This window comes from Mesorhizobium sp. M0207, from assembly GCF_040321995.1.
Classification (GTDB): domain Bacteria; phylum Pseudomonadota; class Alphaproteobacteria; order Rhizobiales; family Rhizobiaceae; genus Mesorhizobium.
Genome location: NZ_JAMYSQ010000007.1, coordinates 131,303 through 157,227, shown reverse-complemented (window position 1 = coordinate 157,227; position 25,925 = coordinate 131,303). Strand labels below are relative to the sequence as shown.

The 25,925-nt window shown below is 62.2% G+C and carries 26 protein-coding genes and 1 pseudogene; 11 read left to right on the top strand and 16 right to left on the bottom strand.

The annotated features are described in order from the left end of the window. Positions 1-8: 8 nt before the first annotated feature. Positions 9-989: a glycosyltransferase family 2 protein gene (locus NKJ15_RS13155; protein ID WP_352815625.1), complete on the bottom strand. Its 981-nt coding sequence runs from the start codon at positions 987-989 to the stop codon at positions 9-11. Positions 990-1,207: 218 nt separating this feature from the next. Between NKJ15_RS13155 and NKJ15_RS13150 the strand changes: the two genes are divergently transcribed. The 4 genes from NKJ15_RS13150 to NKJ15_RS13135 all read left to right on the top strand — a co-directional run bounded on the left by NKJ15_RS13150 (position 1,208) and on the right by NKJ15_RS13135 (position 5,402). Then, positions 1,208-2,371 (top strand): glycosyltransferase family 4 protein, encoded by a 1,164-nt coding sequence (locus tag NKJ15_RS13150; protein WP_352815623.1) that lies wholly within the window; start codon positions 1,208-1,210, stop codon positions 2,369-2,371. Positions 2,372-2,484: 113 nt separating this feature from the next. Next, positions 2,485-3,258: a glycosyltransferase family 2 protein gene (locus NKJ15_RS13145; RefSeq protein WP_352815621.1), complete on the top strand. Its 774-nt coding sequence runs from the start codon at positions 2,485-2,487 to the stop codon at positions 3,256-3,258. A gap of 108 nt (positions 3,259-3,366) precedes the next feature. Then, positions 3,367-4,089: a glycosyltransferase gene (locus NKJ15_RS13140; RefSeq protein WP_352448862.1), complete on the top strand. Its 723-nt coding sequence runs from the start codon at positions 3,367-3,369 to the stop codon at positions 4,087-4,089. Between the two features lie 275 nt (positions 4,090-4,364). Further along, positions 4,365-5,402, top strand: a complete 1,038-nt coding sequence (locus tag NKJ15_RS13135; protein ID WP_352575040.1) for a phosphatidylglycerol lysyltransferase domain-containing protein — start codon at positions 4,365-4,367, stop codon at positions 5,400-5,402. 594 nt (positions 5,403-5,996) lie between these two features. Here NKJ15_RS13135 and NKJ15_RS13130 read toward each other — a convergent pair. The 8 genes from NKJ15_RS13130 to NKJ15_RS13095 all read right to left on the bottom strand — a co-directional run bounded on the left by NKJ15_RS13130 (position 5,997) and on the right by NKJ15_RS13095 (position 14,817). Next, complete coding sequence (locus NKJ15_RS13130) at positions 5,997-7,073, bottom strand: ABC transporter ATP-binding protein (RefSeq protein WP_352815620.1); 1,077 nt, start codon at positions 7,071-7,073, stop codon at positions 5,997-5,999. Next, entirely contained in the window at positions 7,070-7,870 is an 801-nt protein-coding gene (locus NKJ15_RS13125) for an ABC transporter permease (protein ID WP_352815619.1), read from the bottom strand. The genes NKJ15_RS13130 and NKJ15_RS13125 overlap by 4 nt, the downstream gene beginning before the upstream one ends. Position 7,871: 1 nt before the next feature. Beyond that, entirely contained in the window at positions 7,872-8,732 is an 861-nt protein-coding gene (locus NKJ15_RS13120) for an ABC transporter permease (RefSeq protein ID WP_502896503.1), read from the bottom strand. 66 nt (positions 8,733-8,798) lie between these two features. Beyond that, entirely contained in the window at positions 8,799-9,818 is a 1,020-nt protein-coding gene (locus tag NKJ15_RS13115; protein ID WP_352471913.1) for an ABC transporter substrate-binding protein, read from the bottom strand. Between the two features lie 83 nt (positions 9,819-9,901). Next, the gene (locus NKJ15_RS13110; protein WP_352815616.1) at positions 9,902-11,377 is read right to left on the bottom strand and encodes an aldehyde dehydrogenase; all 1,476 of its coding nucleotides are present in this window, start codon (positions 11,375-11,377) and stop codon (positions 9,902-9,904) included. Next, the gene (locus NKJ15_RS13105; RefSeq protein ID WP_352815614.1) at positions 11,374-12,432 is read right to left on the bottom strand and encodes an LLM class flavin-dependent oxidoreductase; all 1,059 of its coding nucleotides are present in this window, start codon (positions 12,430-12,432) and stop codon (positions 11,374-11,376) included. Before NKJ15_RS13105 ends, NKJ15_RS13110 begins: the two co-directional genes overlap by 4 nt. 5 nt (positions 12,433-12,437) lie before the next feature. Next, positions 12,438-14,237: an alpha/beta fold hydrolase gene (locus NKJ15_RS13100; protein WP_352815613.1), complete on the bottom strand. Its 1,800-nt coding sequence runs from the start codon at positions 14,235-14,237 to the stop codon at positions 12,438-12,440. Beyond that, on the bottom strand, positions 14,230-14,817 hold the full coding sequence (locus tag NKJ15_RS13095; protein WP_352815611.1) for an amino acid synthesis family protein: 588 nt from the start codon (positions 14,815-14,817) through the stop codon (positions 14,230-14,232). Before NKJ15_RS13095 ends, NKJ15_RS13100 begins: the two co-directional genes overlap by 8 nt. A gap of 140 nt (positions 14,818-14,957) precedes the next feature. On the opposite strand from NKJ15_RS13095, the gene NKJ15_RS13090 reads away from it, so the two are divergent. Further along, positions 14,958-15,629, top strand: a complete 672-nt coding sequence (locus NKJ15_RS13090) for a GntR family transcriptional regulator (RefSeq protein WP_023674997.1) — start codon at positions 14,958-14,960, stop codon at positions 15,627-15,629. A 163-nt stretch (positions 15,630-15,792) separates the two neighbouring features. Further along, a complete protein-coding gene (dusA, locus tag NKJ15_RS13085; protein ID WP_352815609.1) occupies positions 15,793-16,785 on the top strand; it encodes a tRNA dihydrouridine(20/20a) synthase DusA in 993 nt (330 codons plus the stop codon). Between the two features lie 8 nt (positions 16,786-16,793). Here the strand turns inward: dusA and NKJ15_RS13080 are convergent, their stop codons facing one another. Next, positions 16,794-17,498, bottom strand: coding sequence for a TIGR02281 family clan AA aspartic protease (locus NKJ15_RS13080; protein WP_352540527.1), 705 nt, complete (start codon positions 17,496-17,498; stop codon positions 16,794-16,796). A gap of 13 nt (positions 17,499-17,511) precedes the next feature. Continuing rightward, positions 17,512-17,745, bottom strand: a complete 234-nt coding sequence (locus tag NKJ15_RS13075) for a DUF1289 domain-containing protein (protein WP_352766569.1) — start codon at positions 17,743-17,745, stop codon at positions 17,512-17,514. A gap of 197 nt (positions 17,746-17,942) precedes the next feature. Between NKJ15_RS13075 and NKJ15_RS13070 the strand changes: the two genes are divergently transcribed. Then, positions 17,943-18,941, top strand: a complete 999-nt coding sequence (locus NKJ15_RS13070) for a nicotinate-nucleotide--dimethylbenzimidazole phosphoribosyltransferase (RefSeq protein ID WP_352774145.1) — start codon at positions 17,943-17,945, stop codon at positions 18,939-18,941. A gap of 4 nt (positions 18,942-18,945) precedes the next feature. On the opposite strand, the gene NKJ15_RS13065 is transcribed toward NKJ15_RS13070, so the two are convergent. Next, positions 18,946-20,460, bottom strand: coding sequence for a sensor histidine kinase (locus NKJ15_RS13065; RefSeq protein ID WP_352815606.1), 1,515 nt, complete (start codon positions 20,458-20,460; stop codon positions 18,946-18,948). A 75-nt stretch (positions 20,461-20,535) separates the two neighbouring features. On the opposite strand from NKJ15_RS13065, the gene NKJ15_RS13060 reads away from it, so the two are divergent. The 4 genes and pseudogenes from NKJ15_RS13060 (at position 20,536) to NKJ15_RS13045 (ending at position 23,136) form a co-directional block, all read left to right on the top strand. After that, positions 20,536-21,159, top strand: a complete 624-nt coding sequence (locus NKJ15_RS13060) for a thermonuclease family protein (protein WP_352815604.1) — start codon at positions 20,536-20,538, stop codon at positions 21,157-21,159. A 41-nt stretch (positions 21,160-21,200) separates the two neighbouring features. Further along, complete coding sequence (locus NKJ15_RS13055) at positions 21,201-21,812, top strand: glutathione S-transferase (protein ID WP_352540524.1); 612 nt, start codon at positions 21,201-21,203, stop codon at positions 21,810-21,812. Between the two features lie 13 nt (positions 21,813-21,825). Then, a pseudogene (locus tag NKJ15_RS13050) lies at positions 21,826-22,443 on the top strand (uracil-DNA glycosylase family protein); the annotation flags it as partial. A gap of 201 nt (positions 22,444-22,644) precedes the next feature. Beyond that, positions 22,645-23,136, top strand: coding sequence for an Lrp/AsnC family transcriptional regulator (locus NKJ15_RS13045; protein WP_023675006.1), 492 nt, complete (start codon positions 22,645-22,647; stop codon positions 23,134-23,136). A gap of 11 nt (positions 23,137-23,147) precedes the next feature. Here NKJ15_RS13045 and NKJ15_RS13040 read toward each other — a convergent pair whose 3' ends face one another. From NKJ15_RS13040 to NKJ15_RS13025, 4 genes are all read right to left on the bottom strand, one after another. Next, the gene (locus NKJ15_RS13040; protein ID WP_352815602.1) at positions 23,148-23,720 is read right to left on the bottom strand and encodes a DUF3299 domain-containing protein; all 573 of its coding nucleotides are present in this window, start codon (positions 23,718-23,720) and stop codon (positions 23,148-23,150) included. 62 nt (positions 23,721-23,782) lie between these two features. After that, complete coding sequence (locus NKJ15_RS13035) at positions 23,783-24,364, bottom strand: GNAT family N-acetyltransferase (protein WP_352815600.1); 582 nt, start codon at positions 24,362-24,364, stop codon at positions 23,783-23,785. Further along, the gene (locus NKJ15_RS13030; RefSeq protein WP_352815598.1) at positions 24,324-25,028 is read right to left on the bottom strand and encodes a DNA alkylation repair protein; all 705 of its coding nucleotides are present in this window, start codon (positions 25,026-25,028) and stop codon (positions 24,324-24,326) included. Before NKJ15_RS13030 ends, NKJ15_RS13035 begins: the two co-directional genes overlap by 41 nt. Positions 25,029-25,037: 9 nt before the next feature. Beyond that, positions 25,038-25,907, bottom strand: coding sequence for an NAD(P)-dependent oxidoreductase (locus tag NKJ15_RS13025; RefSeq protein WP_352815596.1), 870 nt, complete (start codon positions 25,905-25,907; stop codon positions 25,038-25,040). Positions 25,908-25,925: the final 18 nt, after the last annotated feature.

Genomic DNA, 25,925 nt, shown 5'->3' with positions numbered 1-25,925 from the left:
ACTGCCGTCTACCAATCAATTTTGTCGATCAAACCCGTTTTGAACAGGCTGTGAGCTCCTTCGTACAGCATTGACTGTTCGCTCATCGCGCTGAGAGCGGCTTTACCGCTCGATACCTCATGATACTGGCGATATTTGGAAGCGCCGTTCCAATACTGACCTTCCGCCACCGCGACCTGCGCCTTGTCGTTGAAATCGGCGAAGAACTTGAAATGAAGCAGGCCAGCCAATCCCTTTATATAGTTTCGCCAGTAGGGCAGCGGTGAGTGAATCGACGTAAAAATCGTCTGGCGATCAACATATATCAGAGGAAACTTGGTCAACTTGTGCTGCCTGGCGAAAAGCCGGGTTCTCGGGCCGCCTGTGATCTTGAGATGCCGGGGGCTCCTCGTCACCTCATAGCCGCTGCCGTCGAAATGGTCCGCAACTTGCCATGGCGGCACGATGGGATCGAAGGGTACGTCCCAGATGTTTCCGCTCGGATACATGTCGATCATCGGCGCCAGCAGGCGTGTCATTCCGCGCCGCTTGAGCCAGTCGGCCATCGCACCGAGCGGATGCTGATCCATGCCGTCATAGACAAGATATTCGTCCGCATCCACGGTCAGATACCAGCGAGGCTGACCATAGATCTGCACAATCCGCTGCCGCCAAAGGTTTCCCAGGTCCGACTGCGAATAGGTGACCGGCGAGCTGAATAGATCGACATCTGGCTGCTCGGCCAGAAGCTCAGCTGTGCCGTCGGTCGAGCGATCATCGAGGACGGCGAATCTGGTGACGCCGAGTTCGCGATAGTGCTTCAGGAACGGGGGTAGCCTGTCCGCCTCGTTGCGGATGACGAGGATCAAAGGCAGGTCATTCGCGTTAAGGGGCGTTATCGGCCGCAGCGATGACACTTCTGCCCGTCTTCCGAAGGTGTGTCTCAGCCGATATATGGCGGTGTCGGTAATCGTCCGGCGGACAATGGCGGGCCAGGTTGCTTTGCTCAAGCCATCGATTCCCCTCATGGCGGTCACCGGCTGGAGCTGGCGCTGATCCGCTGTTTGCAGTTAATTTCTACATGCAGCACCGTTAGGCAAATCGCAAGCAGTTGCGGACAATGGACAGGCCTGTTCTGAGTTCCGGCGGGGAGCTTTCCAAGTGTTGCCGATGCGAGCTGGCCTCTATAGACATCGTCAGATGGCAACAAGGCCGGAGCCCAGACCCTATGTACGCCGGCATTCGTGGCAGCGAAATTCAATTCGACAGGCCGATCCTGTTCGTGCGCCAGCGCTATGCGCCTTTCGGTGGCGGCGAGATCATGTTGGAAAACATCATGGCCGCATTCGCCGCGCGTCAGCGGCGGGTGGCCGTGCTGTCCGGCGACTGGCCGCGTTATGAAGGCATCGAGTTCATCCATTGTGCCGGTCGGCGGTTTCCGCGTTCGCTGCGGGCGACGTCCTTTGCTCAAGCTGCCTGCCGCAAGATCGCCGAGATGCCGCCGGCGCTGGTGCAGAGCAACGATCGCCTCCCGTGCTGCGATGTCTTCCGGGCCGGGGAGGGCGTTCATGCCGCCTATCTTGCCGAGCGGCGGCGTTTCGAGACGCGGCTTGGCAGGGCGGCAATGGCGCTGAGCCCCTTTCACCGCCAGACGCTGCGCCTTGAACGTGCAACCTACGCCAGCCCGAGGCTCAAAGCTGTCATTGCCATTTCGAAGATGGTGGCAGAGGACATTGTCCGTCACTACGATTATCCGGCGGAAAATGTGCACCATATTCCCAACGGGGTGGATCTCGACCGCTTCAACCCGCAGCTGCGCCAGCAGCATCGGGCGACAATCCGCGCGCGGCTCGACGTCGACGAAAACAGGCCAGTCGTCCTGTTTGTCGGCTCGGGCTTTGCGCGAAAAGGACTTCTTGCACTGATGAAGGCGGTCGCCAGGCTCGATGGCGAGCCTGAATTGTGGGTCATCGGCCATGATTCGCGCGCCGACGCTTTCAGGCAGGCCGGTGACAGGCTCGGTCTCGGCGCACGGCTCAAGATGCTGGGGCCGCAGAAAGACATGCTGCCGTGGTACGGCGCGGCCGATATTGCCGTGCTGCCTTCCATCTATGATCCTTTCGGCACAGTGGTCATCGAAGCGATGGCCAGCGGCTTGCCCGCCGTGGTAAGCACCGGCTGTGGAGCGCGCGAGCTTGTCGAGCGGTTCGAGCCGACGCTCGTTTGCGATGCGGCCAGCGAAAGCGACCTCGCTGCAGCGCTCGCGCACGCGCTGCAGTTGTCGTCACGACCTGACACCGCAGCCCGGGTGAGAGCGGCGGCCGAACACTATGATTTCAATGTCATGATCAAGCGAATGATGGCGCTTTATGAAAGCCTTGATCTGAAATGATTTTCGACTTTGTTGAATTAGGTTAGTACCCTCAGTGTGCTAACGGGCCGGGAGCCGATGCTGCAGATGCATTCGAATGACAGTGGCAGCTTTGATGCCGGAGCATTCTGACCGTGCCGGCGCTCTCGGTCATTATCATCACCCGCAACGAGGAGGCATCCATCGCGCAATGCCTTCGGTCGGTCCATTTTGCCGATGAGATCGTCGTTCTCGACAACAACAGCAGCGACAGAACCAGGGAGATTGCCGGTGCTCTGGGGGCAAAGGTTCTGATGACCGTCGATTGGCCCGGTTTTGGCGCGCAAAAAAACCGTGCGCTGGCCGCGGCAACGGGGGATTGGATCCTGTCGCTGGATGCCGATGAGTGGGTGGAGGCGCCGCTCGGCGCGGAAATAAGGGCCGCAATCGCCGACCCAAAAGCCAATGACGGCTTCGAAATACCGAGAAGATCGCGCTTTTGCGGGCACATTGTCCGCCATAGCGGCTGGTCGCCCGATCTGGTGCTCAGGCTCTTCCGTCGCCGCTCCGGGCGGTTCAGCGACGACACCGTGCACGAGAAGGTATTGGTGAACGGGAAGGTCAGCCGATTGTCCCAGCCGATCGAGCACGATTCCATTACCGACTTGGCAGATGCCCACGACAAGATCGGCCGGTACGCAGAAGCGTCCGCCGCGCAACTGCTTGCCGAGGGCAAAAAAAGCTCGATAGGCAAGGCGGTCTTGCGCTCGGTCTGGGCCTATGTGCGCAGCTATATTTTCCGGCTGGGATTTCTGGACGGTTCCATTGGTGCGATGGTGGCCGCGTATTCGGCCAGCTACACCTATCAGAAATGGGCTCGTGTCGCATTGGGAATGCGAGGCCAGGTCCACCCAAAAACGCAAGGCTGAGGCCAGGACAAATCTGTGAGAAACCGGCTTGGTTGACCGCAATTGTTGCCGAGCCATCGCCAACTAGTTAGTGTACGACCGTAAAAATCGAAAGCCAGGGTAGTGAATATGACTGATGCGTTTAGGGTATTTATCGGATGGGACAGCCGTGAGCCGATCGCGTACGACGTCGCGCGACACTCGCTGCTCAAACATGCGTCGGCGCCTGTCTCCGTCATTCCGATCAAACAGGACGAGATGCGTGCCCGCGGGCTCTATTGGCGGGAAAAAGATCCGCTCGCCTCAACGGAGTTCACCTACACGCGCTTCCTCACGCCCTTTCTCGCCGACTACACGGGTTGGGCCCTGTTTTGCGATTGTGATTTCCTGTGGCTTGGTGACGTCGCAGGCCTGCTGAAATATACGGACTCGGACAAGGCGGTCTATTGCGTCCAGCATGACTATACGCCGAAGGCCACAACCAAGATGGATGGTGTGGTCCAGACGTCCTATCCTCGGAAAAACTGGTCGTCGCTGATGCTGTTCAATTGCGCGCATCCTTCGGTCAGATCGCTCACGCCAGAGGTCGTGAATCAGGAAAGTGGCGCCTATCTTCACCGAATGCAGTGGGTTGCCGACAAAGATTTGGGCTCATTGCCGGTAGAGTGGAATTGGCTCGAAGGTTGGAATGAAAAGCCTGCGGTCGGCACACCTAAGGCGGTCCACTATACCAGCGGCGGCCCGTGGTTTGCCGAATGGCAGAATGTCGACTACGCCGATTTGTGGATAGCAGAACGCGACGAGTTCCTGGCTTCCGATCAAGCGGAATCTTCTCAGAGCGCCGTTCGATAAGAACATCGTGTTTGGCAGGTGACCTGGGCGCTTCCGAAAGTGGCATTGATTTTCGTGTCGCCAAGGGCGCAGCAACCAGCCGTCAGGCGCGGGGCGTCGACAACAATGCGTGTTGCCGCCTGGGGGCGGGACCGGGGCAGATTGCGCCTACGAATCTGGCGGCTCCGGCCGGGTAAACATGCCGCGCTGAGATAAGGATCAGCTCGCGGCAATATGATCGGTTTTTTGGGTCCGTCAGCTCTTTCATCGGCCTAGCCGGCACGCGAAAGTCGACCATGCCGTCACTGCGAAGACGCCTCGATCGTTTCCTGGAGAACCGCGGGCCTAAAATACCGCGGCTGCAGCTGAACCATGTCGAGCGCCTGGCGCTGGTCCGTCGCCATGGTGATTTTTCCCTTGCCTATTCGACCGCCGTGCAGAAGGGGCTTCACTACTTCGGCGATGCCCAGGGCTACATCGCTTACGGCAGCAAAACGCGACATCATTTCGCGCTCGGTGATCCAGTGGCTGCCCCGGCCGATCGGCGCGACTATATCAGACGTTTCATCGAGGTTGCCGGCAGCCCGTGGTTCGTGCAGATCGGCGACCAGACGGCGCGCGTGCTTGCCGGGCTTGGCTATCAGGTCAACCGCCTCGGCGTCGACACCAGGCTTGTCCTGCCCAGACACGACTTTTCCGGAAAGCGCAATGAGACAGTGCGCTATTCCGAACGCTGGCTCTTGAAGAAGGGTTTTTCCTTCGCAGAGGACAACGGGACTGTCTTCCTCGACGAGATTGCCAGGCTCTCCCAGAATTGGCGGGCCGACCGCATTGTCAAGCGCTGGGAGATGAGATTTCTCAACAGGCCCTTTGCCGATCACCTTGGCGTCGATATGCGCCGTTTCGTCCTGCACGGTCCGGATGGGGAACTCGTGGCCTTGCTGGATTTCGATCCGCTGTTCAGCGACGGCAAGGTCATCGGCTACACCACCTCGTTCAAGCGCAAGCACATCGATGCCTCGGCGCATGCCGAGATCGGCCTGACCAAATTCGCGGTCGACCGCTTTCGCGATGAAGGTGTTTCCGTCGTCACCCTAGGCCTGTCGCCGCTTGTCGAAATCGGACCTAGCGGGTTTGCCGAAAGCGATTTCTGGCGGCACGCCTTCCAGCGTGCCTATGACTCCCCCTGGGTCAATCGCACCCGCTTCAATCTGCAGGGGCAGGCGGCCTTCAAGCGCCGGTTCCATGGTGTCGAAGAGCCGACCTATCTTGCCTTTCGCAAGGGGACCTTTTTCGAAGCGCTTTCTCTGCTCCGGCTGATCAGGGCCGTCTAGTGCCTGGTGGCTGAGCGCTCGTCGTCTCCTGGTATGGTCGACCTCACACCGGTCAGGCTTGGTTGTTTAGTTTAGGCGGGAAAGGAATGCCGCGGCGGGAAGCAAAAGACCGGCTGCGAACCGTCGGCCCATTCTGCGGCGTCCCCCAGTCCCGCCGGGCACGTTTGGCAGCCTGAGAACGGCTTCGCGTCAGCGCCAATGGGTCGGATTCACGGTTGCTGCAGCGTACCGCCGGGAATAACGAGGGTACCCTGGCCTGGCCTTGAGTATCTGAAGCCTATGAAGAACAAAGCAACGATGATCAAACAAATGACGATGACCGCGACGACGCTGCCAGGATGGTGTCCGGTATCTGGCGGTTGGACCATTGCCTTCCCGTATGGCTATCGCCGCTGACCTTCTTCATCTTCCAACCGAGCATGACGACTGTCAATGGATACAGGAGTTGCGCTCGCCATCCAATCAGCCGACTGCAGCGTCGATCATGTTGCGCGCTTGCTGGCCGAAGCTGATGATGGACCTAACCACAGCTTGTTCCCAAGCACGCTTCCATCGCTGCGAAGCGTTGAAGGGCGGCGATCCACCGCGGCTTCGTCAGGCCGGAAACAGGAATGCAGCAGCAGGATCGAAAAAGACCTGCCGGCTGCAGGGCCACACATCCTGCGATTGCATGGCGGCGGAGGTCGGCCTGATGTCAACCTCCTGTCCAGCGGCGATGCGCGCGACGATCCGCCGGCGCTCGCCGTAAAATGCGATGTCGACGATCTCGACATTCAGTTCCGCGCTCGCCGGGCTCCGCTCCATGCTAAAGGCTTCGGGCCGGATCATCAGCCTGGTCTTCTGGCCTTTGCCGAACGTGCCGTTGGCCCTGACTCCGGATATGACCGAACCGTCTGTCATGCGGATCGTTGTCGTGCCGTTGGTGGTGCCGAGATGTTCGGCGGCGAGGAAATTCGAATTGCCGATGAAGCCGGCGACGAAATCGGTCGCCGGCCTGAGATAGAGATCCTCGCCGGTGCCGGTCTGCTCGATGCGGCCATCCTTGAACAGGGCGATTCGGTCCGACAGATGCAGCGCCTCTTCCTGATCGTGGGTGACGTAGAGAATGGTGACGCCGGTCTGGCGATGGATGCGGCGGATTTCGCCCTGGATTTCCTCGCGCAGCTTCTTGTCGAGCGCCGACAATGGCTCGTCCATCAAAAGGATCGGAGGATCATAGGCCAGCGCCCGGGCCAGCGCGACGCGCTGCTGCTGGCCGCCCGACAGCGCACCGGGTAAGCGTCCGGCAAAGCTTTCGAGCCGCACCAGGGCCAGCATGTCGGCGACCTTTTTCTTCACCTCGGCGTCCGGCAGGCGGCGAACCCGCAGCGGAAAAGCGACGTTTTCGGCCACCGTCAGATGCGGAAACAGCGTGTAGCGCTGGAAGACCATGCCAATGTTGCGCTTATGCGGGGGCACCGCAAGCAGCGACTTTCCTTCCAGCAAGACATCGCCGGAAGTCGGGTCCTGAAAGCCGGCGATCGCGTAGAGCGTCGTCGATTTTCCCGAACCGGAGGGCCCGAGGAAGGTCAGGAACTCGCCCCTGGGAATGTCCAGCGTGACGTCGTGCACGGCGACGATCGCCCCGAACGCCTTGCGCAGATTGCGGATGGAGAGGAAAGGGTGGGTCATGTCCGGAACTTTCGCTGCAGCAGCGCCGTCATCACCATCAGGGCAAGCGTCAGCCCGACCAGCAGGCTGGAGGCAGCGGCGATCACCGGACTGAGGTCCGACCGCAGACTGCCCCAGATCTTGACGGGCAAGGTTTGCAAGCTGGGGCTTGCCATGAAGATCGCCACCACGACTTCGTCCCACGAGGCGAGGAAGGAAAAGATCGCGGCGGAGAAGATGCCGATCCGGATCGACGGCAAGGTGATCCTGAGCCTGGCCTCGAGCGGGCTTGCCCCGCAGACGATTGCCGCGTCCTCGATCGACTTGTCGAATCCTTCGAGCGCGGTGGCGATCGGAATGATGGCGAAGGGCAGCGCCAGCACGCTGTGGGCGATGACGAAGCCGATGGTGGTGCCGCCGAGGCCAAGGCGAAGGAAGAAGGCGTAGATGGCGATGGCGAAGACAACGACGGGCAGCACCATCGGCGTCAGCAGCAGGCCGCGCAGGATCTCACGTCCGGCAAACCTTCCGCGAACCAGGGCAAAGGAGGCGAGCAGGCCGATCGCTACTGCCAGGATCGCCGTCATGGTGGCGATCCGAGCGCTGGTCAGCGCGGCGTCGAGCCAGGCCGGATCGGCAAAAAGCTCCTGGTACCATTTGAGCGTCCAGCCGGGCGGCGGAAAGGCCAGCCAGCGCGACGAGCCGAAAGAGAGCAGGACAATGAAGACCACCGGCAACAGAAGAAAGCCGGCGACCAGCGCGGTGAAGCCGAGCAGGGCAACCCGCAATCCACCCATGCGGTCATAGTCGAGCAGCATCTCAGATGCCTCCGCTCATGCGCCTGGCACCGGCAAGGCGCAGTTGCAGCGCGTAGAGAGCCATGGTGACGACAAGCAGGATGAAGGCAGCGGCGCTGCCGAGCCCCCAGTTGAGCAGCGACTGGACCATCTGCGCGATCATTTCGGCGAGCATCATGTTCGACGTGCCGCCGAGCAGTGCCGGCGTTACGAAGTAGCCGAGCGACATGACGAAGACCATCAGGCCACCGGCGGCGACGCCGGGCAACGACAGCGGCACGAGGATGCGGCGGAACGCCTGGAAAGGGCTTGCGCCGCACAGCGACGCCGCACGCAGCGTCATCGGATCGATCGCCCGTAACGTGCCGACCAGCGGCAGGATCATGAAGGGCAGCATGATATAGACCATGCCGATGGTGACGCCGGTGAGATTGTTGATGAGCGGCAGCGGGTGGTCGATGACGCCGATGGTCATCAGCGTCCGGTTGATGACGCCGGTACGCTGCAGGAGCACCATCCAGGCATAGGTGCGGGTGAGCAGGTTCGTCCACATCGACAGAATGATGATGCCGAAGATGATCGAGGCCGGTCCCGAAGGCATGATCGCCAGCATCCAGGCGACCGGAAAGGCGACAAGGACCGTGACGATGGTGACCAACGCCGCGACCAGGAATGTGTTGAAGAACACCCGCGCATAGGTGCCGTCACCGAGCAGGGCAGCATAGTTCTGCAAGCCTGGCTCGGGCTCCGTGACACTGCGCAAAAGCAGCGCCAGCACGGGGACGACGAAGAACAGCATAATCAGAATCAGGGCCGGCAGCAGGCCATTGAGACCTGCCGGCACCCGCACCGTTCCAAAGTTCCGGCGTGTTTCGACCGACATGACAGCGACCCGGCTATGGGACGAGACGGCGCGAACCGTCTCGTCCATTGCGGTTCAGGGGCGGGCTTATTTCGCCTGCCAGGCATACCAGCGCGCGGCGATGGTGTCGCGATTGGCGGCCCAGTAGTTCATGTCGAGATTGATCTGTCCGTCGACATGAGCGTCCGGCAGCGATTTCACGGCATCGGCCGGCATCTCTGCCTTGGCCTTGGTGTTGATCGGCGCATAGCCGCTGGCTTCGGCAAATTTGGCCTGGCCGGCGGGGCTGCTCGCCGCGGCGAGGAATTTCATCGCCGTATCCTTGTTCTTGGCACCCTTCGGTACCACCAGAACGTCGGCTGCGGTCAGGTTCTGGTTCCAGGAGACGCCGACATCGGCGCCTTCCTTGTCCAGTGCGAAGACGCGGCCGTTCCACAGCTGGCCGAACGTTGCTTCGCCGGATGCGATCAATTGCTGCGACTCCGCCCCGCCGCCCCACCAGACGATGTCCGACTTGATGGTGTCGAGTTTCTTGAAGGCGCGATCGAGATCCAGCGGATAGAGCTTGTCCGCCGGAACACCATCGGCCAGCAGCGCGATCTCGATGACACCGGGCGCCGACCATTTGTAGAAGGTCCGCTTGCCCGGGAACTTCGTCAGGTCGAACATGTCGGCCCAGCCGGCCGGTTCACCCGAAACGGCGCCCTTGTTCCAGGCGAGCACGAAGGAATAGTAGAAACTGCCGACGGCATGATCGGTGGTGAAGCGCGGATCGAGGTCGGCCTTCGGCACGGCCTTGAAGTCGATCGGCTCGAGCAGACCGTCCTTGGCCGCCTTGATGGCGAAATCCATCTCGACGTCGACGACGTCCCAGTTGACACTGCCGCTGTCGACCATCGCCTTCAGCTTGCCGTAGTCGGTCGGGCCGTCCTGCATGACCTTGATGCCGGATGCAGCGGTGAACGGCTCGGCCCAGGATTTGGTCTGCGCTTCCTGGGTCGTCCCGCCCCAGCTGGTGAAGACCATGTCCTCGGCCTTTGCGGCCGTCGTTGCCAGAACTGTCGTTGCAATAAATCCGGCAAGGAAGCCGGTGATGATCAGTTTCATGTCGTTCTCCTCTGTTGTTTTCGTTGGTGTCTGTTCGCGATCGGTCGTTTTCGCCTTGATCGCGCATCTCCGGCCAGCGGCGGCTACCGCATGACAAAAGGATCGGGAATTGGGTCGTCGGAGGTGCGTATCCACACCGATTTCGAACGCGTGTAGTCGCGGATCGCATCGAGGCCGCCCTCGCGGCCGAGCCCGGATTGGCCGTAGCCGCCAAACGGAACCAGCGGCGAGACCGCCCGATAGGTGTTGATCCAGACCACGCCGGCATGGATGCCGCGCGCCATGCGGTGGGCTTTTGCCAGATTGGTGGTGAACACGCCGGACGCCAGGCCGAACTTCGTGTCGTTGGCGAGCGAAAGCGCTTCAGCTTCGCTGTCGAAGGCTAGCACACAGAGCACCGGGCCGAAGAGCTCTTCGCGCACGCAGGCAAGCGTCTGATCAGGCGCGTCGATAATCGTCGGCGCGTAATAGAAGCCGTCCGCCATGCCCGCGGGGCGGATGCCGCCGGTGACCAGTTGCCCGCCCGCGGCCAGGCTTTCAGCAATGATCTTCTCTATCCATTCGCGCTGGCGCGAGGTGGCGAGCGGTCCCATTTCGATCGCGGGATCCTGCGGATCGCCAATCCTGATCGCCTCGGCCTTGCGCTTGAGCCGGGCGAGGAATTCGTCCTTCGCGGAGCGCTGGACCAGCAGCCGCGAGCCGGCGACGCAGCTCTGGCCGGTGGCAGCGAAGATGCCGGCAACGACCGCGTTGGCGGCGCTGTCCAGATCGGCATCGGCAAACACCACGACCGGGCTTTTGCCGCCGAGCTCGAGCGTCGTGAAGGCGAGGTTTTCCGCCGTATTCCTGACGATCTGCCGAGCGGTCGAGGGACCGCCGGTGAAGGCGACGCGGGCGACGAGCGGATGACTGGTCAGCCGGTGACCGCAATCGTGGCCGAAGCCGGTCAGGATGTTCACGGTCCCGGCGGGAAATCCCGCCTCATGGACGAGTTCAGCGAAGGCCAGCAACGGGGCAGGGCCGTCTTCCGATGCTTTCAGAACGATGGTGCAGCCGGCCGCCAGCGCCGGCCCGAGCTTGACGGCGGACAGGAAGAGCTGCGAGTTCCACGGCACAATGGCGGCTACGACGCCGATTGGCTCCGGCCGGATGGTCACTTCCATGTCGGCCTTGTCGATGGGAACAAACGAGCCCTCGTGCTTGTCGGCCAGCCCGCCATAATAGCGGTAATAGTCGCCGACATAGGCGATCTGGGCGCGGGTCTCGCGGATGATCTTGCCGGTATCGCGCGTCTCGAGTTCCGCCAGCCGGTCGGCATTGGCGACCACCAGATCGCCGAGCCGCACCAGAAGCTTGCCGCGTGCCGTTGCCGTCATTGCCGGCCACGTGCCGGAGCCAAGCGCCCGGTGAGCAGCTTCGACGGCGCGGTCGACGTCATCAGACGATGCAGCGGGCATCTTCGCCCATGGCGCGCCCGTCGAGGGATCGATGCTGTCGAAGGTCGCCGCCACTTCGACGAAGCTGCCGTCAATATAGTTCCTGAATTGAGTGGTGCTCATCGCAATCCGGCTTTCGGTTCGGAAAAGGCCGGCATCACCCTGTCGATGAAGAGCTGCAGCGATTTCTTCTTGCGCCGATGGGAAAGGCCGCTGTCGATCCAGATCGAATACTGATCGTAGCCGAGCGCTTCGTAGGCCTTCAGCCTGGCGATCACCTCGTCGGCTTCGCCAATGACCAGGTTCTGCCTGATCTTGTCAGGCGCATATTGCGGCATGGCCGCGATCTCGTCTTCGGTCAGCGCTTCCATTATGCCCTGGTGCACCGGCTTCTTGTTCTGGAACCAGGCGCCGAACTGGCAGTAGAACTGCGACAGATCCTGCGCGAGCCGGTCAGCCTCCGCTGCATCCTCGGCGACGAAAGTATGCATCAGCAGCATAATCTCCGGCCTTGGTACGTCGGGGTGGGCATTGCACGCCGCGTTGAAACGCTCCATCAGGCTGGCCACTTCGCCATCGCCGGAGGCAAGCGGCGTCACCTGGACGTTGCATTTGCTGGAAACCGCAAAGTCGTGCGAGTTCGGATCGCGTGCGGCCACCCAGATCGGCGGATAAGGCTTTTGCAGCGGCTTGGGCGACGAGGTGGTTGAAGGAAACGACCAGAACTCGCCGGCGAGTTCGAAATCACCATCCCAAAGGCCCCGGATCGCCGGCACCATCTCGCGCATACGCTGCCCGGCGACCCAGGCCTCGAGGCCTGGGAAAAGTCGCTGGTATTCGTAAGCGTAGGCGCCGCGCGCAATGCCGATGTCGAGACGGCCGCCGGTGACGACGTCGGCCATCGCTGCTTCGCCGGCAAGCTTGATCGGGTGCCAGAACGGCGCGACGATGGTTCCTGTTCCGAGCCGGATGCGCCTGGTTTTGGCGGCGAGCCAGGCGATGTTGATGAACGGGTTCGGCGAGATGGTGAATTCCATCCCGTGATGCTCGCCGATCCAGGCAGTCTCGAATCCTGCCTCTTCCGCCTGCAGAACCAGCTCCTCCAGCTCGCCGACAAGCTCGGAATGCGGCTTTGCCAGATCCGATCGCTCCATGTGCACGAAAAGCGAAAACTTCATCGGTTTCACCCGCGGCCGGAAAGAGGAATTTGAGAAGGCGAGGGCTTGGCGAGCGGCCGGACTTCGCCTTCGACCTCGTTGCCGACATAGACGCCGAATGCATCTTCCGTGCGTTCGCGCGCATAGCGGGCAAGCATCGAACGCACCGCGGGATCGGCGATCTCCAGATCGGCGATCTGCTCGATGTCGACAAGCCGCATCTGGCGATCGTCGGAATAGGACCCCTCGGCCGTTCCGCGATAATAAACATGCGTGCGCCAGGGTTCGGCGGCATCGTCCCACACCGCGAACAGGAAGCCGAGCTGGGCGTCTATGGCCCTGGCGGCAAGGCGCCCCTTGAGGCTGCGCGCATCGTTGGGCGTGCCCAGTCCGCGCCCCGCAGGCAATTCGTGAAACCCGTCGGCCGTTGCGAAGAACAGCACACGGCCCTCGTGCTCGAGAATGGCGCCGACCTCCGTATCGGGGGGCGCCGCCGCCAGCGCCTCCTGGCTGAGGCCGGGCGTGACGTAGGTGCCTCTGCAATAACCGAGGGGCTGGGCTCCGTTGTGGCTGAAGTCGCGGACGCGGCCGATGAGGATCGAGTGATCGCCAGCATCGACCAGCTGCTCCATGCCGCAATCGAACACCGCAACGGAGCCGTCGATCAGCGGATTGCCGGTCCGGCCCGGCTGCCAGGCCACGGCCGCGAACTTGTCCGCTGCTTTGGAAGCGAAGATGCCGGAATGGGCCTTCTGGTCCTCCGACAGGATGTTGATGGCGAAACCTCTCGATGTCGAAAAAGCACTGTGCCCCAGGGCCCTCTTGGCGATGCAGACAAGCACCAGCGGCGGCTCGAGCGAGACCGAGGTGAAGGAGTTGGCGGTGAAGCCGCGCGGTTCGCCTTCCGCTCCGATCGTTGTGACGATGGTGACACCGGTCAGGAACGAGCCGAGCGCGCGCCGGAATTCGCCGCTGTCAAAGACTGCATCCGTCTCCGGCTTCACGCCAGCGTCTCTTGCCGTGTCGAGAAATTCCATGATGTGTTTGGTCACTTTTTCAGGTGAAGCCATTGCCATCATATGCCTTTCTCCATTGAGCACGAGGCATTGGCCGTGCGGCGCAAGCCTCGCCATCGCCGCCGACATGGCCGGGGTCGAATTGCTGTCCTGCGACCCGGTCATGAACAGGGCCGGCGCGGCAAGACCGGGGAGAGCATCGGCGTGCTCGGCATCGGCATGGGCAAAGAGGCGATAGGTGCGCGCGTAGCCTTCGGGGTCGACCCTTTCAAGGGCGGCGCGCGCGGTAGAGGCCGCCCCGATAAGGTTCGCCGGCAGCGGGTCGCCGAACCAGCGGGCAAGCGTAGCCGCAATGGCGGAAGGGTTGCCATGGGTGCCGAGCGCGGTGGCACGCTCGCGTACGGCCTGCGCCAAGGCCACGGGGCGGCGGAATACCGCATTGAGACAGACGATCGAGCGAATGCGCGAAGGGGTGCGAAGGGCGATCTCCAGAGCGACCAGCGCGCCCATCGAATGGCCAACGATCGACACCGACGCCACGCCGAGATGGTCGAGAAGGCGAACCGCCTGATCGGCGAAATCCGACAGGCTGGCTTCTTCCGGCGGCAGCGGTGAAACGCCGTGGCCGAGCATGTCGATGGCGATCAGGTCATGATGATGTTTCATCGCCGCGATCTGATCGTGCCAGATCGCGGCGTTCATGCCGACACCGTGAATGAGCAGAACCGGCGCGCCGGAGCCGGCGCGGATGAAGCCGGTGCCGTCCGGAGCCGTGTCCCGGACCCATGCGGTGGCAGCGACGTCAGCCATGCAGGTCTCCGACCTCCTTGAGGTCCTGATAGCGGTCGCCGATACGATGGTGCGGGCGGCCGCCAATCGAAGCGCCAAGCGCCACCACCAGCTCGTCGGGCGCGGGCGCGTCGCCGATCTGGAAATGTATGGTCAGATAGTGGGAGCGGCGGCCTTCGTCGTTCTTGTCCATCAGCGGGATCATGATCGGGGTGTTCGGCCCTCCGCGCAGATTGGTGAAGGCGAGATAGGTCTTGGCGCCGACCGCGCGACGGTAATGGTTGCCGAAATGCAGCGTATGGATCAGCGCCGATGCATGCTCGATCTCGCCCGCCGTGCCGCAGACCGCGGCCTTGCCGTAGCCCTCTATCGCCTCGCCGGAACCGGCAACGGCGATAATCTCGCGGGTCAGCAGTTCACCGAGGACGGGAGCAATGGCGCGGATCTCCGGCGACAGGTCGTCGGTGAAACCGCGGCCGGCCCAAGGATTTGTCAGCACAGCGGCGACACCGATCAGACGCAGCGGTTTTGGGGCTTCCTTGCCGCCCTCGATTAGCGTGTTCTCGATGTAGGTGACGATCTTTCGAATGGCTGGTTTCATGAAAGTCCTCGGTCGCCGCGGCGCTGTGCAACGCCGAAATCTTTACATCATCTTATGGTATACCATACTATGGAGCACCAGAAGCCTTGTCAATCGGCTATGGAATCTGTTTTGTGGCCGGATCGGGGTAGGGAGAGAAAATGTCAGGCGATACGCTGCGGATCGACCGCTCTGCCAAGACGCTGAGGACGCTGGCGCTGGAGCGCATGCGTGAGGCGATCATGGGCTTCCATTTCCAGCCTGGCGAAAGGCTGGTCGAGCGGCCGCTATGCGATCAGCTCGGGGTAAGCCGTTCCGTCGTGCGCGAGGTGCTGCGGCAGCTGGAGGCGGAAGGCCTGGTGCAGATGATACCGGGCCACGGACCCGCCGTGGCCAAGCCGGATCTCGGCCGCACCGACGAAATCTATGAATTGCGGGCGCTGCTCGAGGGCATCGCGGCGCGGGCTTGCGCCCTGACAGCCACGGACGCGCAGATCGCCTCGCTCGATGCCGCCTTGACTAACCTGCTTGAGGCGTGGGCGTCCGGTGCGCCTGTCGAGGTGATGCGGGCAACGACCAAGTTCTACGAAACGCTGTTCGAGGCGGCGGACAAGCGCATTGCCTGGGAAATCGTGACGGGGCTGAATGTCCGCATCAACCAGCTCCGCTCAATGACGATCGCGTCGGAGAACCGCCGCGAGCCGGCGATCGCCGAAATGACCGAAATCATGGATGCAATCCGCTCGCGCAAGCCGGACGAGGCGGAGGAGGCGGCGCGGCGGCATGTCGAATCCGCGTGGCAGATCGCCCGCAACACGCTTCGCCTTGGCTGACTGGTATGCCGCCGGCGGTCCATCGTTCCACGGCAGGCATCTAACTGGTGCGTACAGTGACATGTGTGACATGCCAATTTGCTTTCAGTTGCGGCGGCAAAATCGTATATCGGGTCAGTTAGGTGTGCATCTTTCGAACGGACTGAGACAGAAAAGTAGTAAAATGAACATGTTACGCCACAAAGTTGCCGTGGCGCCGATGATGGATTGGACGGACCGGCACTGCCGGTTCTTCCATCGCCAGCTGACGCGCGAGGCGCTGCTCTATACCGAGATGGTGGTGGCCGATGCGGTCATCCACGGCGCACGCGAGCGGCTGCTTGGCTTCGACGACAACGAACATCCGTTGGCGCTGCAACTCGGCGGCGCCGATCCGGGAAAGCTGGCCGAGGCGGCGCGCATCGGCGAAGCCTTCGGCTATGATGAAATCAACCTCAATGTCGGCTGCCCGTCCGACCGCGTCCAGTCGGGCACCTTCGGCGCGTGCCTGATGAAGACGCCCGTGCTCGTCGCGGATTGCGTCGCCGCAATGAAGGCGGCGGTGAAAATACCGGTCACCGTCAAGTGCCGCATCGGCGTCGATGAGCAGGATCCGGAACCGGCACTCGATGCGTTGGCCGATGGTGTTTTCGCGGCCGGCGCCGACGCGCTGTGGGTGCACGCCCGCAAGGCCTGGCTGGAAGGACTGAGCCCAAAGGAAAATCGCGACATCCCGCCGCTCGACTATGGCCGCGTCTATCGGCTGAAAGCCAGAAAACAAAACAAATTCATCGGCATCAATGGCGGTATTCAATCTCTCGCAGAGGCGCTAACGCATCTCGACCATGTCGATGGCGCCATGCTCGGCCGCGCCGCCTATCACACGCCAGGGATACTCACCGGCATCGATGCCGCGTTTTACGGCAGCACAGCTGAGTCGTTCGATTTTGTCGCACTGATCGATGCCATGGCGGATTACGCGTCACGCCATATCGAGCAGGGCGGACGCCTCGGGCATGTCACCCGGCACATGGTCGGGCTGTTTCACGGCCTGCCCGGTGCACGCCGCTATCGGCAGATCCTGTCCACCGATGCGACAAGGCCGGGTGCCGGACCGCAGGTGCTCAAGGCGGCTTTTGCAGAGGTCGATTTCGGCCGGACCGCAGAGGCGGCCTGAGGAAAAACTCAATCCCGCAAAATCATGCGATCGCCACGTACGTCGAAGCCCGATAGCGAGCCGATGAAATTCATGCCGAGCAGGCTCTGGCCGAGCGTGCCGGGTGCGGCGATCATGATGGGCATGTCCTTGCGCACGATGCCGCCGATCGACAGTTCGTCGGTTCGCACCGCCGCCGCGCGTGTCATGCCGTTGGCGGTAGAGATCGGTATGGTGAAGCGGAGAGCCGCCGAATTGAACCCGACCGCCAGCGCGTCCTCGGCGGTCAGAACGGTGCTGGTCGCGCCGGTATCGACAACCGTCAGGATCGGCGTGCCGTTGATCGTGACGCGCGCTTCGAAATGGCCGCTGCCGGCCTTGTCCAGGGTGACGGTGGCATGGCCTTCTTCCACGCCCAGCGCCAGCGGACTGCCGGGAACAAGGCCGGCGGTGACGCGGCTGGCGAAATCCTGCAACTCATAGCGGTACTGATAGCCGGCAATCAACGCCAGCACGATGGCACCCCAGGCGCCGAGGCTGCGGGCCATGGTGCCTAACGGTCTGCCCGATCTGAGCAGGCCGGCGCCGACGAGCGCCGCTAAAGCGCTAAGCCAGATCAGCTGGCTGAAATCGTAATTCTCAATGCCGAATGTACTGCCGGCGGAATCGTTGAGCATGAGCAGGAGTACACCTGCCCCGATCGCGACGATCAGAATCCACAGCAGTCGGTTCATCTCTGCGGCCGGTTCACGAGAGGGCGTCGCGTTCGCGTGCCATGCGGCTGCGACGGGTTTCCCGGCGGGGGCGTCGCTCGATCGTTTCCAGCCTTGCCGGCAGCTCGGCCATGACGCTGCGGCGGGTTTGCGGGGTCATGTCGATCCAGGCAGCGATTTCCGCGCGCGTGCGCCCGCAACCGAAACAGAAGCCGGTTTTCATATCGATCGAGCAGACCAGGATGCACGGGGATTCAATGGCCGTCATAAGGATTTCCTTGGCTAGCCTCCACATGGTGCAACGACAAAGTCAATACAAGCCCTCCGGGAAGCGCCGCCAACGGGTGCTTTCGCGTCAATACCTCGAAGTTGTACCAGGCCTGGAGCTTGTGCCGGCTTGAGGTTGTGCCGGCTGGCCAAGGCGGCTATGCCGCTCACCAATTCACACGGACGATCGCCATCGACATGACCAGCGCGCTACCTTTCGACGATTTTCGCGACCTCCTGGTGAGCCTGCCGCCGGGAGATATGGCGGCCAAGGCCCGCGTGCGCCAGTTGTTTGCCAAGGCAGACAAGCCCAAAGGCTCGCTTGGCCGCATCGAGGACATCGCCGCCTGGCTTGCCGGGTGGAGCGGCCGCGCGCCGCCGGCGGTGACGCGGCCATTGGTGGCGATCTTTGCCGGCAATCATGGCGTCACCCGCCACGGCATTTCGCCGCGCCCGGCCGCCGCCACGGCAAATGCAGTCGAGCTCTGCGCCGCCGGCGGTGCAGCAATCAACCAGATCTGCATCGCCAACGATCTCGGCTTGAAGGTGTTCGATCTGGCTCTGCACATCCCGACAACCGACATTACCGAGGATGCGGCACTGGACGAGCGCGGTTGTGCCGCTACCATGGCCTTCGGCATGGAAGCGATTGCCGGCGGCACCGACCTGCTTTGCCTTGGCGACCTCGGCGTCGGCAATTCGACTGTCGCCGCGGCCCTTTGCACAGCACTGTTCGGCGGCACCGGCGCCGACTGGATCGGCCCTGGATCAGGGGCAGACGCGGCGATGCAGAGGCGCAAGGCGGAGGTGGTCGATGCCGCGGTCGCGTTTCACGGCGCGAGCCTCAAGGACCCGCTGGAAGCGCTGCGCCGGGTCGGCGGGCGGGAATTCGCCGCGATCTGCGGCGCCATTCTGGCGGCGCGGATGCAGAAGATCCCGGTGCTGCTCGATGGGTTTGCGGTGACTGCCGCCGCTGGTGTCCTACATGCCGCCAACCCCGCCGCGCTCGATCATTGTCTCCTCGCAAGCCTGTCGCCGGAGCCTGGTCACGCCAAGGCCGCCGAGCGCCTCGGCCTTCGCCCGCTGCTCGATCTGGGCGTCAGTCAAGGCGAGGCGGTAGGGGCGGCTCTTGCCGCCGGCCTGGTCAAGGCGGCCGCGCTGACCAGCTCCGGCATGGCAGCGGCGGTCCGCGGTTAAGCATTCAGCGCCGGCGCGAGGCAACCGCCTTGGTCGGCAGCGCCGGCAGTTCCTCCATCACCCGGCTCAGCGGGAAGATGGCGATCGCCTCGGTGCCTTCGCGCAGCCTGGAATGGAGCTGGAATTCGCCGCCATGCATGGCCAGCAAGCCTTGCACGATCGGCAGGCCAAGCCCGGTGCCCTGTTCGGCGCTCTTGATGGCGATCGAGCCCTGGCCGAAGGCCGAAAGCACGATCGGAATCTCGTCTTCTGGTATGCCCGGCCCATTGTCCTTGACGGAGAGATATTGCCCGCCGCCCGCCGTCCAGCCGACGCGCACGCGGATTTCGCCGCCGGTGGCGGTGAACTTGATGGCATTGGACAACAGGTTGAGCGCAATCTGCCGCACCGCGCGTTCGTCGGCGAACAAGCGCGGCAAGGCGTTTTCGAAATCCTGGACGATGCGGATGTCCTTGTTGCGCGCCTTCAGCTCCATCATGTGGCAGCAATCCTCGACGACGGAGAGCAGCATCATCGGCTCCTCGTTGAGCTGGTAGCGGCCCGCTTCGATGCGCGACAAATCGAGAATTTCGTTGATCAGGTCGAGCAGATGCTGTCCGGAGTCGTGCACGTCACGGGCATAGTCGCGATAGGTCGGGTTGCTCATCGGGCCGAGCACCTCGTTGGCCATCACTTCGGAAAAGCCGAGAATGGCGTTGAGCGGTGTGCGCAGTTCGTGGCTCATCGAGGCTAGGAAACGCGATTTCGCCAGATTGGCGTCTTCCGCCCGCCGCCGTGCCTCGTCCGACATCGATTTCGCCGTCTCCAGTTCGGCGATCAGCGCATCCTTTTCGGAGCGGAACGACAGCAGCATCAGCGAGGAACGGTTGAGCTGGCGCGCCACATAGGCGAAGAAAGGCAACGAGGCGATCAGCAAGCCTGCCATGATCGCCTCGACCGGCATCCATAATTTCGCACTGGCATAAGCATAGATGGCGACCGGGAGGGCGAAGGTCGCCAACAGTGCACCGCGCAGGGACGAGGCCAGGATCGCGGTTGCCGACATGGCGAGCAGCAGCACCACCGCCTTGGCGACCTGGAACTGATCCATTTGGCAAGTTTCGCAGCCGAGCCATGCGAACCAAGCCCAGCCAAGCCCGCACAGAAAATGGCCGATCAGGAAATCCCTATGCGTTTCCAGCGGGTTGAGTTCGGACGCTTGAGTGACGCGTCTGGCCATGAACGCAACGATGGTATAGCAGATGAATGTGAACAGCGCCCAGACGCCGATCTCCTTGCCGATGCCCGCGAACAAGCCTGCCGCGGCCGTTGCCAGAACGAGCAGCGGAATGACGATCACGCCGCCGGTCATCGAAAGCGCGTGGAGCTTCAACAGCTCGCGGTCGAAGTCGGGATTTCCGGCTTGCTGCGAAAGACGGTCGCGCGTCTTGCGGACCGCGCGCGCGACATCGCTGTTGCGATGGCGTTTCCTGCGGTCCACAATAAACTTGTCCGCCGTGGTCGAGCGTTGCAGGGGCATGAAGTCTTCAATTTACGCGGGCAGCAATTTCAAATCGTTAAGCTACGTTCGAATGATTAACCAACGGTTTGCCATATGAGCCGTTCGTGGTCGCGATGGCCGCGCCAGCGATACTATGCGCCGCGTCCGCGAAGCCTGTGGCGCCGACTGATGGACTATGGGCTGACACTCATCGTGCTCGGCCTGCTGATCCTCCTGGCGGCGCGCCTCGACCGGGTGGAGACGCGCAAGACGGAGGGCGCGGCCATTGTCAATGACGGCGATAGCATCACGCTCGGCGGCGAGCGCATCCGCATGCGTGGCATCGACGCGCCGGAATATTCGCAGATCTGTCGCAAGGACGGTGCCGACTATCCTTGCGGCAAGCTCGCGCGGCAGTCCCTGGTGCGGTTGATCGCCGGCAAAGCCGTCTCCTGCAGCGGCTGGCAGCGGGACCGCTACGGCAGGCTGCTCGGCGACTGCAAGGCCGGCGGCAAGGATCTCAACCGCGCACAGGTCGAGGCCGGCTGGGCGGTCGCCTTTGGCGATTTCGAGACCGAGGAAGCTGCTGCGCGCGCGGGCAAAGCCGGCATCTGGGGCGGAACTTTCGACGAGCCGAAGAACTGGCGCGAGAGCCACGGCCACGAGCTGGTTGAAAGAAAGCACGGTACCTTGGCGTCGATCGGCGACGCCTTGCGCGAAATTTTTCGCTTCTGGTGAGCTGTGCCTATAGTTCGTCGAGGCGGACGAGGAGGATAGAGATGAAGCTGTTCGACGGCGGGCGCGCGCCCAACCCACGCCGGGTTCGGATTTTTCTGGCCGAAAAGGGACTTCAGGTTCCGCTGGTGCCCGTCGACATGGGCGCGCTGGAGCACAAAGAGCAGCCGGTCAGCTCGCGCAATCCGCTGAAGCGTCTACCGGTGCTCGAGCTCGACGACGGCACTGTCATCACCGAATCCGTCGCAATCTGTCGTTACTTCGAGGAACTGCACCCCGAGCCGGCTTTGTTCGGGCGTGGCGCGCTCGGCAAGGCGATCGTCGAGATGTGGCAAAGACGTGTGGAGTTCAATCTGTTCGGCTGCGTCGCTGCGGCGTTCCGGCACATCCACCCCGCAATGAGGGAATGGGAGATCCCGCAAATCCCCGAATGGGGCGAGGCCAACAAGCCGAAGGCGATCGAATTCCTGAGATTTCTGGACACTGAGCTCGCCGGCAGGGAATTCGTCGCCGGCGATGCCTATTCGATCGCCGACATCACCGGGCTGGTCGCCATCGACTTCATGAAGCCGGCTCGCATCAAGGTACCCGAAGAGTGCACGAACGTGCTGCGCTGGCATCGGGAAATCTCCAGCCGGCCGAGTGCCGCCGCCTGACAACGAGTTCCGAATGAGCGAAGAGCTAGAAGCCTTGGCGGCGAGGGTACGCGCCTGCCGCATCTGCGTCGATAACCCGGCCGGCAGGCCGTTGCCGCACCAGCCGCGTCCGGTGCTCAGGCCATCGTCGAGTGCGCGTATCCTGATCGCCAGCCAGGCGCCGGGTACCAAGGTTCACATTACAGGGATGCCGTTCACCGACGCCTCCGGCGACCGGCTGCGAAGCTGGCTGGGCGTCGGCAGCGAGGAATTTTACGACACGGACAAATTCGCCATCGTGCCGATGGGCTTTTGCTTTCCCGGTCAGGACGCCAGGGGCGCCGACCTGCCGCCGCGCCGCGAATGTGCGCCGGCCTGGCGCACATCGCTGATGGCGCTGATGCCGCAAGTCGATATGGTGCTGACGATCGGCATCTACGCGCAAAGCTGGCATATGGGCGCGGCGCGCCGTCCCTCGCTGACGGAAACGGTCATGGATTGGCGTGCCATCTGGGCGGTGGCAACCGACCCGAAAGTCCTACCGCTGCCGCACCCGTCCTGGCGCAACACCGGCTGGCTGAAGCGCAATCCATGGTTTGAAATGGATTTGCTGCCCTTTCTGAGATCGGAAATCCGCTATCGCCTCGGCTAGGCATTCAGCAAGAAATCACTCGCTTTCGCACTATGCGGCAGAATTTCTTTCTTGTAATAGGCTCGAGCAAGAGGGATTATGGTAATCCATTCCTCGAAGCGCGCCGCGCATGAGGGGACGCGCGTTAAATTCTTGTTTTTATGCATGTCGTTGTGCCAATGCCGCTGCGCACTTGGACGACTTGCATCAGGGGAGCACCCAATGGACCGCCTTGATAGAAAAATTCTCCGCCTCCTGCAGGAGGATGCGACGCTTGCAGTCGCCGACGTCGCCAAGAAGGTCGGCCTGTCGACGACGCCGTGCTGGCGGCGCATCCAGAAGCTCGAGGAAGAGGGCGTCATCAAGCGGCGCGTCGCCATCCTCGATCATGAAAAGGTCAATGTGCGGGTCACGGTGTTCGTCTCGATCCGCACCAATTCGCACAGCCATGAATGGCTGCGGCGCTTTTCCGAGGTCATCCAGGAATTCCCGGAAGTGGTCGAATTCTATCGCATGAGCGGCGACGTCGACTATCTCTTGCGCGTCGTGGTGCCCGATATCGCCGCCTACGACGCCTTCTACAAGCGGCTGATCGCCAAGATCGAGATCCGCGACGTGTCGTCTTCCTTCGCCATGGAGCAGATCAAATACACGACCGAGATGCCGCTGGATTACATGATGCTCGACAAGGAGTCCGGCGCCAACGCCGCCTGAGATTCTTCTGTTTAGTTCTTCTTTTTGTTCAGGAAAGTCCATGGCGAGTTGACCGGCAGCGTGATCGTGTCCGGCACCGTATCGACGTTGACCACCTCGGCCTTGTGCACGGTGTAACCCGACTGGATGACGCTGACGCCGTCAAGGATGAAAAGCTGGCTCTTCTCCATGCCCGGCCGTAATGCGCCGGTCACCGAAACCGGCTGGTAGGCCTCGGACATCCTGTAAGGCTGTGCAGGCGTGACGAGGACGATCTGGTTGGGCGGCGGCGTCGGCATGTGGCTGCAGGCTCCCGTCCACGGCACCAGCAGGAATTGGTAGACGAGATCACCATCGCGGTCGACCGGCAGCGCATAGCCTGCGAGTTGCACGGTCTTGTCCTGCAAGTCGAGTGAGAGCGTCTCGCCACGATCCGGCATTTTGGCCGCGATCATCGGCAGTCCGACGCTTTCGGCGGCTGCCTGGGTCGCCGGGCGCAGATCCTTCCAGAAAATGTGCATGGTCCCAGTGGAAGCGCTTGCCGCGATCGCGGACGCCAACAAGGCAGTTGCCATGATCGTGCCTGATTTAAAACGGTTGCTCATCGCTGCTCCGCCGTTGAGCCTTGATCTGCGGACATCGAGTAAAGCTGCCGCTGCCTCACAGGTCAACGCTCAAGCCGCATCACATGCCGGCGCGAGCCGGTCATGCCGATCTCGCGAAAGCCGCGGGCGACGAACATGTCGCGAAAACCCATGAAGCTGTAGCTCGGCGAAGCCTGGTCGACGGGATAGGCTTCGATCGTCCTGGCGCCTTTGGCAAAGGCGTGATCGATGGCCGCGTCAAGCAATGCGCTTGCCAGCCCGCCGCCGCGCAGCGCTTTCGGTACATAGAAGCAGACGATCGACCAGATGCCCATCTCGCTATCGTCCTGCTGCCGTGACAGCTTGCGGTAGGTCTCGCGCGGCGCAATCGAGCACCAGCCGACGGTCCGGCCATCGATCTGGGCGACAATGCCGACCGGCGTGCCGGCGTCGATCAGCGTCATCATCGCGCGTTTCTTCTCGTCGTTCTCGACATGCTCGCGGCGGTCGAGATTGCGCCAAGCCATACACCAGCAGTATTTCGGCCCGCCGGGTTGCTCGAACAGGTTTTCGAAATCGGCGCGCGTCGATTGCGTCACCTCCGTGAAGCGCGCTTCGCTCAGGTCAAGCTTTTCTGGCGGCGAGCCGCTCGAGCGTCTTGGCATCGGAAAGTTCCTTCACGGCGTCCTTGCCGATCCAGCGTGCGGTCCTGTCTGTCGAGGCCGCCAGTTTTAGCGCCAGGGCAAGGGCAGGGCCGTGCAAATTCATCGATCGCTTGCCGATCGAACGAAGCGCCCAGTTCACGGCCTTCTTCACAAAATTGCGGCCGTCGGTCGCATGCGCTTCGATGATCGGCAGGAATTCGAGGAAGGTCGTCTCGGGTTCCTTCTTCCGGTGGACTACCGACCAGGCCATCATCGCAAAAGCCGTGCGTCGAACGAATTCCCGTTCGTCGACCGCGAATTCGGCGATCAATTCCTTCCAGCAATCCGTGTCGACAAAGAGATCGGAGACCCCGTCGACGATATCCCACGAGTCGAAAGTCGCCGCCCATCGTCTTGCATCCGCGCCGGAGAACCGCTCCGGATCGGCTGTCACGGAAGCGATGAACTGCGCCTCCATGATGCCTGTCTGCCAAAGCTCAAAGGCACGCTCATGGTTGCGCTTGATTTTCTTGGCAATCTGCCGCTGCACGCCATGCGAGATACCTAGCGCACGTTCGATCTTGATGCCGTAGCGCAGCATGCCAAGTCGATTTTTCTTCGAGGCGATCGAGCGCAGATGAGCGACAATTTCATCGGCGCTGGATTGAGGCGAAAGCTCGGCCACAGTGAAATCCTATTTCTCCAGCCGCGCCAGCAGCGAGGACGTGTCCCAGCGCTTGCCGCCCATCGCTTGCACGTCCTTGTAGAACTGGTCGACAAGTGCCGTCACCGGCAGTTTGGCGCCGTTGCGGTCGGCCTCGGCGAGGCAGATGCCAAGATCCTTGCGCATCCAGTCGACGGCGAAGCCGAAATCATATTTGCCGGCATTCATCGTCTTGTGCCGGTTCTCCATCTGCCAGGAACCGGCCGCACCCTTGGAAATCACCTCGATGACCTTTTCGATGTCGAGCCCTGCCTTCTTGCCGAAATGGATGCCCTCGGCCAAGCCCTGAACGAGGCCGGCGATGCAGATCTGGTTGATCATCTTGGTGAGCTGGCCAGCCCCGGCCGGTCCCATCAATCCGACCATGCGGGCATAAGCATCTATGACTGGCTTGGCCCTGTCGAAGGCGTCGGGCTCGCCGCCGACCATCACGGTCAGCATTCCGTTCTCGGCGCCTGCCTGGCCGCCGGAGACCGGGGCGTCGAGGAACGCAAACCCGAGCGCTTGCGACTGCTGCGCCAGTTCGCGCGCGACCTCCGCCGATGCGGTGGTATTGTCGATGAAGATGGCGCCTTTCTTCATGGAATTGAAGGCGCCTCCGGCGCCGGTCGTCACCGAGCGCAGATCGTCGTCATTGCCGACGCAGGAAAAGACGAAGTCCTTGCCCTCCGCCGCCTCCGCTGGCGTCACAGCGAAGCTGCCGCCGTGCCGGGCAACCCACTGCTCGGCCTTGGCGCTGGTACGATTGTAGACGGTGACATCGTAACCGCCCTTGTTCTTGAGATGTCCGGCCATCGGATAACCCATGACGCCAAGACCAAGAAATGCCACCGAAGCCATGTTTTCGAGTCCCCTAGA